At 34.8% G+C, this 14,613-nt stretch carries 11 protein-coding genes; 3 read left to right on the top strand and 8 right to left on the bottom strand.

Annotated features, from left to right (window positions below; all coding sequences use genetic code 11):
- Window positions 1–74: 74 nt before the first annotated feature.
- The gene (locus tag ACFSAV_RS05000; RefSeq protein ID WP_101775008.1) at window positions 75–932 is read right to left on the bottom strand and encodes a co-chaperone YbbN; all 858 of its coding nucleotides are present in this window, start codon (window positions 930–932) and stop codon (window positions 75–77) included.
- A gap of 159 nt (window positions 933–1,091) precedes the next feature.
- Between ACFSAV_RS05000 and ACFSAV_RS04995 the strand changes: the two genes are divergently transcribed.
- Together ACFSAV_RS04995 and ACFSAV_RS04990 are read left to right on the top strand one after the other, a co-directional pair.
- The gene (locus ACFSAV_RS04995) at window positions 1,092–2,708 is read left to right on the top strand and encodes a phosphoethanolamine transferase (protein WP_379096941.1); all 1,617 of its coding nucleotides are present in this window, start codon (window positions 1,092–1,094) and stop codon (window positions 2,706–2,708) included.
- Window positions 2,708–4,855 (top strand): fused MFS/spermidine synthase, encoded by a 2,148-nt coding sequence (locus tag ACFSAV_RS04990; protein WP_379096938.1) that lies wholly within the window; start codon window positions 2,708–2,710, stop codon window positions 4,853–4,855. Before ACFSAV_RS04995 ends, ACFSAV_RS04990 begins: the two co-directional genes overlap by 1 nt.
- A 55-nt stretch (window positions 4,856–4,910) precedes the next feature.
- On the opposite strand, the gene can is transcribed toward ACFSAV_RS04990, so the two are convergent.
- A complete protein-coding gene (gene can, locus ACFSAV_RS04985; RefSeq protein WP_101775011.1) occupies window positions 4,911–5,597 on the bottom strand; it encodes a carbonate dehydratase in 687 nt (228 codons plus the stop codon).
- Between the two features lie 177 nt (window positions 5,598–5,774).
- Between can and ACFSAV_RS04980 the strand changes: the two genes are divergently transcribed.
- Window positions 5,775–8,000: a TonB-dependent hemoglobin/transferrin/lactoferrin family receptor gene (locus ACFSAV_RS04980; protein ID WP_379096935.1), complete on the top strand. Its 2,226-nt coding sequence runs from the start codon at window positions 5,775–5,777 to the stop codon at window positions 7,998–8,000.
- Between the two features lie 44 nt (window positions 8,001–8,044).
- Here ACFSAV_RS04980 and trpA read toward each other — a convergent pair whose 3' ends face one another.
- From trpA to trpD, 6 genes are all read right to left on the bottom strand, one after another.
- Window positions 8,045–8,854 (bottom strand): tryptophan synthase subunit alpha, encoded by an 810-nt coding sequence (gene trpA, locus ACFSAV_RS04975; RefSeq protein ID WP_379096932.1) that lies wholly within the window; start codon window positions 8,852–8,854, stop codon window positions 8,045–8,047.
- A complete protein-coding gene (gene trpB / locus ACFSAV_RS04970) occupies window positions 8,851–10,050 on the bottom strand; it encodes a tryptophan synthase subunit beta (protein WP_379096929.1) in 1,200 nt (399 codons plus the stop codon). The genes trpA and trpB overlap by 4 nt, the downstream gene beginning before the upstream one ends.
- Window positions 10,051–10,501: 451 nt before the next feature.
- Complete coding sequence (locus tag ACFSAV_RS04965; protein ID WP_379096926.1) at window positions 10,502–11,260, bottom strand: SDR family oxidoreductase; 759 nt, start codon at window positions 11,258–11,260, stop codon at window positions 10,502–10,504.
- A gap of 59 nt (window positions 11,261–11,319) precedes the next feature.
- On the bottom strand, window positions 11,320–12,741 hold the full coding sequence (gene trpCF / locus ACFSAV_RS04960; RefSeq protein WP_379096924.1) for a bifunctional indole-3-glycerol-phosphate synthase TrpC/phosphoribosylanthranilate isomerase TrpF: 1,422 nt from the start codon (window positions 12,739–12,741) through the stop codon (window positions 11,320–11,322).
- A gap of 31 nt (window positions 12,742–12,772) precedes the next feature.
- A complete protein-coding gene (locus tag ACFSAV_RS04955) occupies window positions 12,773–13,381 on the bottom strand; it encodes a glutathione S-transferase (protein WP_379096921.1) in 609 nt (202 codons plus the stop codon).
- A 39-nt stretch (window positions 13,382–13,420) separates the two neighbouring features.
- A complete protein-coding gene (gene trpD / locus ACFSAV_RS04950) occupies window positions 13,421–14,422 on the bottom strand; it encodes an anthranilate phosphoribosyltransferase (RefSeq protein WP_379096918.1) in 1,002 nt (333 codons plus the stop codon).
- Between the last annotated feature and the right edge of the window lie 191 nt (window positions 14,423–14,613).

The following is a 14,613-nucleotide window of genomic DNA, read 5'->3' as shown; positions in this document are numbered from 1 at the left end:
CTTACATATTCAAAATACTTTGTACTTTATTATAGACGTTTCCCATGTTCAATCTATTACTAATAATTTCCCTGTTAATATAATAGGGAATACAATAAACGGCGGTATTTCGTTGTAATAGGATCGTTTTGTCCAAGAGCAGATAAGATCGATAAAAATTGTTGCTTCACTTCACCATTCTCTGTATTGAGATCATGTTTTAGTAATCCAAATAGTAAAGATAACGCATCTTCATTACGATTGGCTTGATGGAGTTGTACTGCTAATTTTAAGGCAAGTGTAGCAGAGGGGGATTGTGCAAAATCAGCCTGTAATTGTTGAATTTCAGGTGTATCTGCTGCTTGAATTAATAAATTAATTTGAGCTTGCAGTCCTTGCCAGCGGTTATCACGATCTTGTAATGGGATTTGGTTCAAAATTTCTTGAGCTGGTTCAACTTTTTTTATTGCGATATATGTTTCAGCATACAATAAAGCAATATCACTGTTTCGTTTATTCGAAATTTCCCATGCCTCTTTTAATAAAGGAAGCGCATCTTGATAATTTTCAGCCTCCAGTAACTCTAAAGCTTGCATAAATTTGAGTTCTTCTTCCTTAGGTAAGATCGCTGCCAGTCTTTGTTGTAAGGTTTGTTCATCTAGATTTCCTTGGAAGGCATCTAATGCTTGACCTGCTTTGAATAAATAAGTTGTTGGCAAGGCTTGAATACGAAATTGTGCAGCAATCATTTGTTCTTTCTCACAATTGACTTTTGCTAATACAAATTGACCTTGATATTGTTCTGCATAGCGTTGTAAAAGTGCGGTAAATTCTAACGAAGTTTGGTGATTAGGAGCATAAAACGTCATAACCAATGGTGATTGTTGTGAAAGCTGTAATGTTTCGGTTAAGTTTTGCTCTGTAACTTCGATTAGATATTGAGAATTGATCATCTATTTTTCCTGAATTATCTATATGAGGTAACGCTATTCTAACAAAGGTATCGCTGGTAGAGTAGCATGCGTTTTTACAAAATTTTTTGTTTTCATATTATCAATGAAGGTTGTTCGTTGTATAATATGTGTCCTTTTAGGTTTTTTAGCTGTATTAACATGTTTCAAAAGTTTATTTTTTATTTAAAAAAACGATTATTTTATATTTGGTTATTATTATTTTCTATTGCTTCAATCCTTATTTCACCAGAACCAAGCTTACATTATGCGGTATTAGGTGTCTTCATCTTTTATTACTTACTTTATGCGTACAATGAGAGATTATTTTCTTTTGTCGTGTTATTCATCACTATTACGCTATCATTGTATTATCCAGTATCTCAATATTATGGTTCCTTGAATTCTGGCATTGTTGCTGCTTTTTTGGAAACTAATGCCGGGGAATCTCTCGAGTTTATGCAGAAAATAAGTTTTTCACAGATGTTGTTTCCTGTCTTTTATATGTTATCTGCAGTCATTTTAATAAGGTTAAAAAAGTATAACCTCCGCTCTCCATTTGATAGTAAAAAAAGAGTAATGTATATTCTATTATTTGGTGTGTTTTGTTTTTCACTTCTATTTGTACCTACCAAATTTTATTTAGAAAAAGCCTCTGAAGAAGAGGATGATGTGAAATGGACATTATCTAATAGCCCAATTAATATTATTTCTTTTTATGTCAACATTTATGAAAGTATTCGAGATTACTATACTGAAAAGGCTGAATTAGAATCAGCGGCTTATGTTATGCCGCCTTGGCAAGTATTGATGGCATCTCCAGAATATCAGAATTATGTTTTAATTATTGGAGAAAGTGCTCGTCGGGACTATTTGTCAACCTATGGTTTCCAATTGCCAACAACACCATTTTTGGATCAAACAAAAGGTTATATTAATAGTGGTTATATTTCCGCAGCACCAGCCACCTATCATTCATTATTAAAGTCACTTTATTTTAAGAAAGATAAGAAAATAGATTATAGCTATAACATTATTACGTTAGCAAAAGCAGCGGGTATTGAAACAAACTGGCTATCTAATCAAGGCAGTATTGGTAAATATGACACGATTGCAAGTCGAATTGGCGCAAGTGCAGATTTCTTCTATTTTACTAAGAAAGGTGGATTCAATACGGCAGATGAAGATGATTTTAAATTGCTTGAAAAATTGAGTGAACGGTTAGAAGCAAATAACTCTCCATCTAAAGTAAGATTATTTGTTTTACATTTAATGGGTTCACACCAAGATTTTTGTCAACGTATTACTGAAGAAGAGAAAAAACTGGAATTTGTTAATAAAAAAATGTCGTGTTATGTAAATAGTATTTTAAAAACAGACAAATTAATTAGTGATACTATTGAGTTATTAAAAAGTAGAAATGAAAGCTATTCATTGATTTACTTCTCGGATCACGGCCTAAATCATATTGAAAAAGAAAGTAAAGAAAATTTTAATTTAGATTATGATTCTAAGTTTAAATCTAATTATGAAGTGCCATTTGTTAAAATTTCAAGTGATGATTTAGTGAGAAAAATGGTCAACACAAAGCGAAGTGCGTTCAATTTTATGTATGGTTTTAGCCAATGGTTAAATATTACAACACAAGAATTGAATAAGAATTATGATTTCTTTTCTGCTGAAGATGATAAAGAGATTAAAGTCTTTAATTTTGAAAAAAATATTAGCTTTAGTGAGCTAGAAGATGATTTTATTAGTGAAGTTAAGGAGATACAATAATGGAAAATAGGAAATTGAATATTATCAGAACAATCTTTTTTCTTTCTGGATTTGCTGCATTGATTTATCAGATTGCTTGGCAGCGTTTATTGTTTACTGCATTTGGAGTTGATTTAGAGTCGATTACGATCATCATTGCCGTGTTTATGGCTGGTCTCGGTATCGGCGCATATTGTGGAGGGCGAATTGCAGATAAATATCCACAGAAAATAGTGCTCATTTTTGCTTTAGTTGAATTAGGCATTGGTATATTTGGTTTTACTAGTCCGACATTAATTGAATTAATTAAGAGTCTATTTTTATATTCAAATATTTCTACTATTGCATTTGCCAATTTCTTATTGTTATTGTTTCCAACGTTTTTAATGGGTAGCACACTGCCTTTATTAACTCAGCATTTAAATCGTTATATCGATAATATAGGAAATAATATTGGCTGGTTATATTTTGTAAACACGTTAGGTGCTTCCAGCGCCTGTATTATGACGGGTTTTTTCTTATTTAGTTATTTTGAGTTAGAACAAGTTATTTATATTGCAGGCATAACTAATTGCTTTATTGCGTTCACTGTTTTTCTTCTTTATCGTAATGCTGGCAATGATGTGAGTTTAGAGATTAATAAGAATGATAAACAAGAAGTATTAAGTAACTCTTATCATAATATTATTCGAAAAGCGATAGTTTTATCTTTTGTAGGTGGCTTTTTGAGCTTAAGTTTAGAAGTTATTTGGATAAGATTATTTTCTTTTTACTCAGCTTCTATTCCACAAGCTTTTTCAATTATTCTTGCTTTATTTTTATTAGGTATTGCCTTTGGTTCTCTTATTGGTAAAAAAGTGTGCCAGTCAGGTAAGGCAAGTATTGATTACATTGGTAGAATACTTATGCTAGCAGCAGGTTTTGATTTTATTGCTATTGCCGCTATTATTTATACTCCAACGGCGATCGCTTTTATTGTTGCTGTTATCGTAATGGCATTACTACGTGGAATTATTTTTCCTATCGTTCATCACTTAGGTTCTGAAGGTAAAAAAACAGGTGCAGCAGTTTCTAATGTTTATTTTGCCAATGTATTAGGCTGTACTTTAGCTCCGATTTTCATTGGTTTTTATTTATTAGATGTCTTTAGTACTCAGCAAACTTATTTTATTGTGATTTTAATCACCTTTGTAATTGCATACTTTTGTGTTAAACAAAGTGTGCTCAAAATATTTTCTTTGATTATTGCTTTTGTCGCAATTTTACTTACTTTTTTACCAGAAAAAATGATCTATGCCTTATCACAAAAAGAAGATTTGTTAATTGAAAATATTATTGAGAATAAGCATGGATTTATACAAGTTTATGCTAATACAGAAAACGAGCACTTGGTTTTTGGTAGTAATGTCTATGATGGCATGCTAAATATTGATATTGACCATAATAGTAATGGAATTCATCGTGCTTATCTATTATCTGCTATTGCACCACAAGCAAAAAATGTACTTGTTATTGGATTAAGTACTGGTTCTTGGGTCAGTGTGCTAGCCGCAATGTCTCATTTAGAATCAATCACTGTTGTTGAGTTAAATCCAGCATACATTGAGTTAGCTAATTCTTACATTGAAATGTCAAAAATTCTGAAAGATAAAAGAATAAATATTGTGACAGACGATGGACGCAGATGGTTAACGAAGAACAAAGACGCGAAATTTGACTTTATCTTAATGAATACAACATTTCATTGGCGAAGCTATACAACAAATTTGTTAAGCCAAGATTTTCTAGAATTAACAAAAAGGCATTTAAATGAAGATGGTTTTGTTTATTTCAATACGACTGGCTCGTCAGATACATTATTTACTACTCAGCAAGTTTACCCTTATACCTATAAGTACTCCAATATGGCATTAGGTGCGTTAAAACCAATTACTAATTTAACGGAACAACAAGTTTCTAATGCACTGATGCGGCTTGCTTGGCAAGATGGTAAAAAGGTGTTTTCTACGCTTGGGCAAATTGAGTTAGGGACGAAAATTATTTTGAATGATCAAATAATTCCTTATGAAAATATTGATTTTTCATCAATTAAGAGACCATTAGAAGTGATCACAGATAGAAATATGATTACGGAATATAAGTATGGTATTTTATCTTTAACTCATTAATTCTTTTAATGTGATTTTATGAAAAATTGCACCTGTTTTCAGGTGCAATTTTTTATCATGCTTCTTCATGCTCTTTTCGTAAGATCTCATCTTCATTCAGTTTTAATAAACGTGCAATTGCATTGCGATAGGAGATTTCTAAAGTTTCTCGGCTCGTTGCCATAACACCTTGATCAATTAAAAATCCATCATTTACGTCATAAACCCAGCCATGTAAAGACAGTTTTTTACCATTTTTCCATGCAGATTTAATAATAGAAGAACGACCTAAGTTATAGACTTGTTCTGCAACATTAATACGTGTCAGCATATCGGCACGTTTTTCTGGCGAAAGGTTACCAAGTAGGTGACTGTGTTTATACCAAATATCACGGATATGCAGTAACCAATTATTAATTAAACCCAAATCTTGGTCTGCCATTGCTGCTTTGATGCCACCACAATTCGTGTGTCCACAAATAATAATATGTTCAATATTTAATACATCCACTGCATATTGCACCACAGATAAACAATTCAAATCTGTGTGAATAACTTGATTTGCAACATTACGATGAACAAATAATTCACCAGGCCCTAAATTCGTTAATTTTTCTGCAGGAACACGACTATCCGAGCAGCCAATCCAAAGATAACTAGGCGTCTGATGATCTGCTAATTCTTTAAAATAAGAGGAATTTTCCTCTTTCATGCGTAGAGCCCAGCTATAGTTGTTGGCAAAAAGTTGTTCAATTTTTTTCATTAAAATGTTTCCTGTACAGCAAAAATAGGGCGTTAGTATAGCTTACAAATTGAAAAGAGGTAAATGTTCAAGATAAACAAATTGTTAATAAAAATCTTGCCTTTTGTTCCAATCTCTTTAAAATTCACTCTCTTATTAAAATAAAATTAATTATCATTATCAATTAAGGGATAAAAAATGGGAAAGAAATTAAGAAAAGGAAATCTGATCTTATTGATTCTATCAATTAATTACATCAAAGTGGCTTTGGCAAATGTAGACTCTTCCACAGAGCAATTATTACCCATCATTGTGGCATCTGATGAAGTAAATAAAACAGCTGGTCGATCAGTATTGAAGCAGAAAAATATTGATCAACAACAATCGGATAATGCAGCTGATTTAATTAATATTTTACCTGGTGTTAACATGGCTGGCGGATTTCGTCCAGGAGGGCAAACATTAAATATTAATGGAATGGGGGATGCCGAAGATGTGCGAGTTCAATTAGATGGTGCTACGAAAAGTTTTGAGAAATACCAACAAGGCTCTGTTTTTATTGAACCAGAATTATTAAGTAAAGTTACTGTCGATAAAGGAAACTATTCTCCGCGATATGGTAATGGTGGATTTGCAGGTACAGTAAAATTTGAAACTAAAAATGCGACTGATTTTTTAAAGGAAGATCAGAAGATAGGTGGTTTATTTAAATATGGAAATAATAGCAACAATAATCAGAAGACCTATAGTAGCGGATTATTTTTGCAAAATGAGCAAAGAAATTTTGATTTGTTGTTATTTGGTTCATTAAGAAACGCAGGTAATTATACCAGACCAGACAGAAGTAAGATTCTTTTTTCTAAAAACAATCAAAAAAGTGTTTTGATAAAAGCAAATTGGGCAATTTCGCCTGCTCATTTATTCACTTTTTCTGGTGTTTATGGCTCTCATTCTGGTTGGGAACCTTGGGCAGCTAAAAGAGATATTTCTTCGAAACCAACTGTGGAGGAAATAAAAAAACATGGATTAGATATTGCGTGGAAAAGAAAGCTTGTTTATCGAGATCAAAAAGATGAAAGTTATACTGTTCAGTACCGCTATTTTCCTGAACATAATTCATGGATTAATTTGGCATCTCAATTGAGCTATAGTAAGACAACACAAAATGACACCCGTCATAAGAAAGCGGCTTCTTCTTTTTTAGGAACGCTAGGTAATAAAAGTTGGATTACGTATTCAGATTTAAACATAGATGTCAATAATACGAGTACTTTTACCACGAATAATATAGAACATGAGTTATTAATTGGCTTGCAATGGGTAAAAAGTAAAAGAGACACATTGATATATCATAAAGCTGGTGCAAAGAATCCTAAATATAATTATGGTTATTTTCAGCCTTCTTATATGCCTTCTGGTAGACAGTACACTCAAGCATTATATTTACAAGAGCAAATGAAATGGCGCGATATTCTATTTACCGCAGGGTTACGTTACGATCATATTAATAATATTGGTCAAAAAAATCTTGCTCCTCTCTATAATGATAAGTCAGCTGGACATGATTATAGCCAGAAAAACTATAGTGATTGGTCGTATTATTTAGGACTAAATTACGATGTGACAACTTATTTAAGTTTATTTACTCATTTTAGTCATACTTGGCGAGCGCCTGTAGTTGATGAACAATATGAAACACAATATGCGACAGCTGCGGTCACTGCAACTTCGTTAAACCTAGATAAAGAAACAATAAACCAAACAAGAGTAGGTGGCGTTTTTAGTGTTGAAGATGCACTTTTAAAAGAGGATTCATTACAATTCCGAGCAACTTATTTTTATAACCGAGGTAAAAATGAGATTTTCAAAACGAGAGGTGTAAATTGTGCACAAAATGCGTTAGATATTGATAATAGTGTTTGTCCTAAGATTATTGGCAATTACCGCAATTTACCTGGTTATACTATTCAAGGTGCGGAGTTAGAGGCATATTATCAATCAGACTATTTATTTGGTAGCTTGACTTATTCTTATGTAAAAGGAAGACGTGATACATCACCAAGAAATCCATGGGGTAAAACACAAACATGGATTGCTGAAATCCCTCCAAGAAAAGCGACTGCAACGTTAGGCTTTAATATACCTAATTATCACTTGACTGCAGGGTGGCGAGCTGAATTTGTTAGAAGACAAGATAGATCGCCAATTTCTGGTGATCCTAAAGCAGTATACTGGTCATTACCGCCTTCAAAAGGATACAGTTTACATGGTGTGTTTGCTTCTTGGAGTCCTTCAAGACTTAAGGGGTTAAATTTTAAAATAACTGTTGATAATTTATTTAATCAAGCCTATTACCCATATTTAGGTGAACTTGCTTCTGGTCTAGGACGAAATGTCAAATTTAGTGTTACACAACAATTTTAATAGAAATCCCGATCTATTCTGATCGGGGTTTCTTTTTATATAACTCAAAGTGCGGTTGCTTTTTTCATTATTTTTACAAATTTGGCTAGCGCGATTAAACAGGTTGTTGGATCGTCAAGATATTGCTCAATAATTTTTACAATAGCAGAACCCGATATTGCGCCATCAACACCCATTGCTAGTGCCTCTTTAATTTGCTGTGGCTGGGCAATACCAAAACCTTGTAAGATAGGTGGGGCATTATGGCTTTTAAGGCTAGTGACAAGATGAGTCAAATTTGTTGAAGCCTGTTGATTTTCTGCGCTAGTGATACCAGCACGAGAAACGAGATAGGTATAGCCTTGTGAAGATTGAGCAACTCGTTGGATTGTTTCTTGATCTGCATTTGGTGGGCAAATAAAAACTTGTTGGATACCATGTTTTTTCGCAAATGGCATAAATTCTTCACAAGCTAACAAGGGAAGATCGGCGATAAGTACTGCATCAATACCTACATTGGCACAACGTTGATAAAAACCATCAATTGTTTGTGCATAAACTAAGTTAGCACATAACAATAAGCTCATCGGAATCTCAGGGTATTTCGAGCGTATTTGTGCTAAAAGCTGAAAACTTGCTTCTGTACTATAACCCGCTGTTAATGCACGGTTGTTAGCTGCTTGAATAACAGGACCATCTAATAATGGATCAGAAAAAGGAAGTCCTAATTCTAATGCATCTGCGCCGTTTTCTACTAATGTGCAAATAATTTCAAAAGAACGTTCTAAGTTAGGATCACATAAGGTGACAAAAGGAACGAAAGCGCCTTGGTTTTGCGTTTTTAGTTGATGAAATAGCTTATTAAAACGACTCATACGAAAGCTCCTTTTTCAGCTAAAATTTTGTCTACAGTAAAAATATCTTTATCACCACGCCCTGATAGATTAACAACTAGCAATTGTGGTTTGTTAGGATATTGTTGGATAAGTTTTAATGCGTAAGCAAGTGCATGTGCGCTTTCTAAGGCAGGGATAATACCTTCATAGCGAGCTAAAGCTTGAAAAGCAAATAACGCTTCATCATCGGTAATTGATTCATACTCAGCACGACCTATTGCATGTAAATGGGCATGTTGGGGACCAACAGAAGGAAAATCTAATCCTGCTGAAATAGAATAGGATTCTTCAATTTGCCCATCTGTTGTTTGCATGAGAGGTGCCTTCATTCCAAAATAAATTCCCGTCGTGCCATGGCGTAATGGTGCTCCATGCTTACCTGTATGAATACCTTTACCAGCAGGCTCAATCCCAATTAAACGGACATTTTTTTCAGTAATAAAATCAGCAAACATTCCAATTGCATTAGAACCGCCACCAACGGCAGCAATGACGGCATCAGGCAGACGCCCTTCTCGTGCTAAAATTTGTTGTTTCGTTTCTTCACCAATTATTTTTTGGAATTCACGTACAATAGTTGGAAATGGATGTGGTCCTGCCGCAGTACCAAGTAAATAGTGAGTGTTACTATAATTTTCAGCCCAATCGCGCATTGCTTCACAACAAGCATCTTTCAATGAAGCAGAGCCTTTAGTTACTGCAGTTACTGTCGCGCCCATTAAGCGCATGCGAAAAACATTTGGTGATTGACGTTCTACATCTTTCGCACCCATGTAGATTTGACAGGGGATATTTAGCATCGCACAAGCCAGAGCCGTTGCCACACCATGTTGCCCAGCACCCGTTTCAGCAATAATGCGTGTTTTACCCATCCGCTTAGCTAGCAAGATTTGCCCTAATACTTGATTAGTTTTATGTGCTCCACCATGTAATAAATCTTCGCGTTTTAAATACAATTTAGTTTTACTGCCTTTTGTCAAATTGCGACATAAAGTGAGTGCAGTAGGACGCCCTGCATAATTTTTTAGTAAATCATGAAATTCTTGTTGAAAAACGGGATCTTGTTGTGCTTCAACAAAAGCTTGTTCTAGCGATTTAAGTACTGGAACTAAAATTTCGGGAACATACATTCCACCAAATTCACCAAAATAGGGGTTAAGTAACGTTTCAGACATCATCATTCCTTTAAAATCAGAGAATATTTATTCATTTTTTATATGTGATATTTGCTTAGTTTATTAATTTAATATGAACTATTAAACTAGTATATTGCTTAAAAAGCAAGTGTTTTTATGAAAAACCTTACATGAGCATTTTTTATCTTACTTATAGGAATATAAAAGGGATAATAATAAGCCATAGTGTGATGATCTATGTATGTTGAATTTTACGGTTATCATCTCATTAGTAGTGCTATGCACTTATATTTGATGTCATTAATGAATTGCTTGATTACTTTTTATGTGTTTATTTTAGGTAAAGTTAATATGTGTTTTTTTACACTGTTCATTTTAAAAGAAGTAAGAAAATAGCGAGGCTTAGAGAGGGGCAATTGCGTAAATGAAAAAGGGCAGCTTAGTTGTAATTAGCTTGCCCTAGTTAATATTGTCGTGTGTTTTAGTATAGTTATTTACTTGTTCTAGCAACATTTAATGCGGCACTACTTTGTGCGGTTGGCATGACTTCAATACGATTAATATTGACATGTTCAGGCTGTTGATTAGCCCATAATACAATGTTAGCAATATCTTCTGCTGTAACGAATTGTACGTTTTCATACAATTTTGCTGCACGTTCATCATCTCCTTTAAAGCGCACATTAGAAAATTCTGTGCCACCACAAAGACCAGGTTCAATATTCGTCACACGAATCGCAGTACCTGCTAAATCAGCGCGTAAATTTAAACTAAATTGCTTAACAAATGCTTTTGTTGCACCATACACATTACCACCTGGGTAAGGATAAGTCCCTGCAATTGAGCCTAAATTAATAATATGACCAGTATTACGAGCCACCATTTGTGGTAATACTAAACGTGTCATCGTGACTAATCCCATTGTATTGGTATTAATCATTTGTGCCCAGTCATCTAAATTCGCTTTATCTGCACTTTCTAAACCTAAGGCAAGTCCCGCATTATTAACCAATAGATCAATAGATTGCCATGGAAAAGGTAAGCTTTGTATTGCCGTTTCAGTGGCATTGCGATCACTTAAGTCAAAGGCAAGTGGTAAAAAATCATCACCAAATTCTTGTTGTAATGTTTGTAAACGTGCAGCACGCCTACCTGTACCAATGACTTGATAACCGTGTTGTAAAAGTGTACGGCAAATAGCACGACCAAAACCTGCTGTGGCTCCTGTGACTAATGCAATTTTTTTCATTTTTCACCTCGCGTAACTTGTTAAATAAGATTAATTTTGTTTCAAGTATAATAAGATATTCAATCATAACAAAATTGACGAATTTGTGAAAAAACTGCGCTCATTTTTTCTGCTGATTTCATTCCTGCTGTGTGTTCTATTCCGGAGTTTAAATCAATACCTAAACAACCTTGTGCTAGAGCCTGTTTGATATTATTCGGATTAATCCCGCCTGCTAGCATAATTTTAGCTTTCAAATGTGTGGGTAGCCGTGTCCAATCAAATGACATCCCAGTTCCTCCTTGTTGTTGAGCAGTTTTGCTATCAAACACATAACGATCAACATGCAAATTTTCTTCAATTTGTACCGCACTTTGGGTTGTCACATCCACTGAGATGGCTTGCCAGATTTGACAAGATGGTGAGAGTTGCTGGCGCAGTGTCGTGATAAATTCAGTCGTTTCGTTACCGTGTAACTGAACGGCGTATAAAGTGAGTTGGCTCGCCATTTTACAGATAAAATCAACAGCTTGATTCTGAAAAACACCAACAAAACGTAATGGTACTTGTGTGACCAGTTCTTGCGCTTGGCGTAGACTGACACTGCGTTTCGATTGTTCAGCAAAAATCAATCCACCATATAATGCCCCTTGTTGATAAGCTTCGATGACATCTTGTGAACGTGTTAATCCACATACTTTATTCTCACCAAAAAGAATAGCACGTACGGCATTGTTTAAATCGGTTTCGCTCATTAAGCTACTACCAATTAAAAAACCATCCGCAACATGACTTAATTGACAGATTTGTTGATGGTTATAGATGCCCGATTCACTGATAATTTTGCAGTCGGTTGGAATTTTATCAGCATATTTTAAGCTCAGTGTGACAACCCGATTTAGATCAATACTTAAATCATGCAAATTACGATTATTTACACCGATGACTTTAGCATTCAGTGTCAATGCACGTTCAAATTCGGCTTCATTGCTGGTTTCCGTTAATATACCCATGCCTAACTGATGGGCTAAATCTGCAAGAGTACGATAAGTGTCATCATCAATAACAGATAACATTAATAAAATCGCATCAGCTTGATGATAACGGGCAAGATAAACTTGATAGGTCGATATGATGAAATCTTTACACAGCACAGGCTGCCTTACACGTGCACGTACTTGTTGCAAATGCGTAAAATTACCCTGAAAGTATTTTTCATCTGTCAATACTGAAATCACAGAAGCATATTGCTTATACACATCGGCGATTGCTGCCAAATTAAAATCAGCGCGAATTAACCCTTTAGAAGGAGAAGCCTTTTTACATTCTAAGATATAAGCAGGCGATTGTTTGCTACCTTGTTGTATTGCGTGATAAAAAGAGCGGTCAGTTTTTGTCAAGTTTTGTTGCAATTGAGATAATGGCAGCAGCGCTTGTTTATCCGCTACCCATTGTCTTTTATCTTGTACTATTTTTTGTAAAATTGTTGGTGTGTTTTGCATAGTGATTTATTTTCATGATTAATTCTAGAAGCTAACTATTCAGCCATTGTTGTAAGCTAGGTAAAGCTAATAAGCGTTTCTGATAATTTAATGCACTTTCGCTAAAGTAATGGTGTAAACCATAGGTTTCAATACGTCCTGCCACTGGGACAAAGAATGCATCTACTGCCGTAAATTGTTTACCCGCTAAATAGTCTCCACCAAAACGATCTAGACCTTCTTCCCATAACTGATTAATTCGTTTAAGTTCTGTCTGTAGCGCGAGAGGAATTTCAGCTAATGTGATTCGGTTCATCGGATCATAATGGCAAATTGAACGTAAGTGCTCAAAGCCAGAATGCATTTCTGCACAAGCTGAACGTGACCATGCACGTGCAGTACGATCTTCTGCCCATACTTGTGGATAATCCTCAGCAATAAACTCGATAATAGCTAGACTATCCCAAATAATCTGTCCTTGATAATGCAGAACTGGAATTTTAGATGTTGGTGAAAACGCCAAAAATTGTTGGCGTTGTTCACTCAAATCATCTAAATAACGTACTGTTTTTTGCTCAAATGGAATATGTAATGTTTTTAATAAAATCCATGGGCGTAGTGACCAAGAAGAACAAGGTGGATTAACATATAATTGATACATAAATGTGGTCCTATAGTTAATGAAATGTTAGATGAAGTATCAATATTGCGTTAATTTTGTGAGTATTTCAAATGCTTTTCCACTAGCAAGTACAGCTAATACCTGTTCAGCACTTTGTTTTAAATCTGCATAACCAAAAAGCTTCATTAGCATCGCTGTATTCATCGCGACAGCATGACGATGTGCTACTTCACCTTTGCCTTGTAAAAGTGCGCTAATTATTTGTGCATTTTCCTGCGGACTACCGCCTCGTAATTTTTCTAGTGATTGTGGCTGAAAACCAAAATCTTGTGGTGTCAAATAATAGCGTTCAATTTTCCCATTCCGTACTTCTGCCACTTCTGTTCTGCCATGTAAAGCAATTTCATCGACCCCTTCTCCATGTACAATCAGCGTATGTTCATGTTCCAAACGGGCAACTGTTTCTGCATAAGGTTGAATCAAATCAGGCGAATATACACCGAGTAGCTGACGTTTCGGTTTAGCGGGATTAATTAATGGACCTAAAATATTAAAGATCGTCCGTGTTTTTAATGCTTGGCGCACGGGGATTGCATGTTTGAACCCCAAATGATATTGCGGGGCAAAGAGAAAACAAAGCCCAATATCATCTAAGGCTTGACGAGCTTGTTTCGCACTCATTGTGAGATTAATACCAAGCTCTGTAAGTAAGTCACTCGAACCAGTTTGGCTAGATACACTACGGTTACCATGTTTTGCCACTTTAAGCCCACAAGCGGCTGCTACAATTGCTGAAGCAGTAGAAATATTGATGGTATTGGTGCCATCACCACCAGTGCCAACAATATCTGCAAACGGGTAGTCGGGGGTTGGGAAAGGTTGTGCATTTGCTTGTAGTGCCGATACTGCACCACTAATTTCCTCGACAGTTTCACCACGCAGTTTGAATGTAATTAATACTGCTGTCAGTTGTTCATTACTTAATTGACCGCGCACAATTGCAGTAAATAGCATTTCAGTTTGTGGCTGATTTAATGTTTTTTTATCAAAAAGTTGTTGGAGTAATAGTTCTGTTTGCATTATTTTTCCCTTCATGATTTCTTCCTTATAGAACGCACATTGAACTATTAAACTAGTGCAATTGAATAAAGTCAAGCTTTTAAAATTTTATTTGTGTAATGAGAATATTGAATATATGTTAAGTTGCTATCGTAAAGTTAATCATTGAGATAGTTCAGAAAGTTGGGAAAGGTTATCCTATTTGTATTGTA

The sequence above is a fragment of the Pasteurella oralis genome (assembly GCF_042681465.1).
Lineage (GTDB): Bacteria > Pseudomonadota > Gammaproteobacteria > Enterobacterales > Pasteurellaceae > Pasteurella > Pasteurella oralis.
The sequence above is the reverse complement of the archived record's forward strand: the minus strand, read 5'-3'. Positions and strand labels throughout refer to the sequence as shown.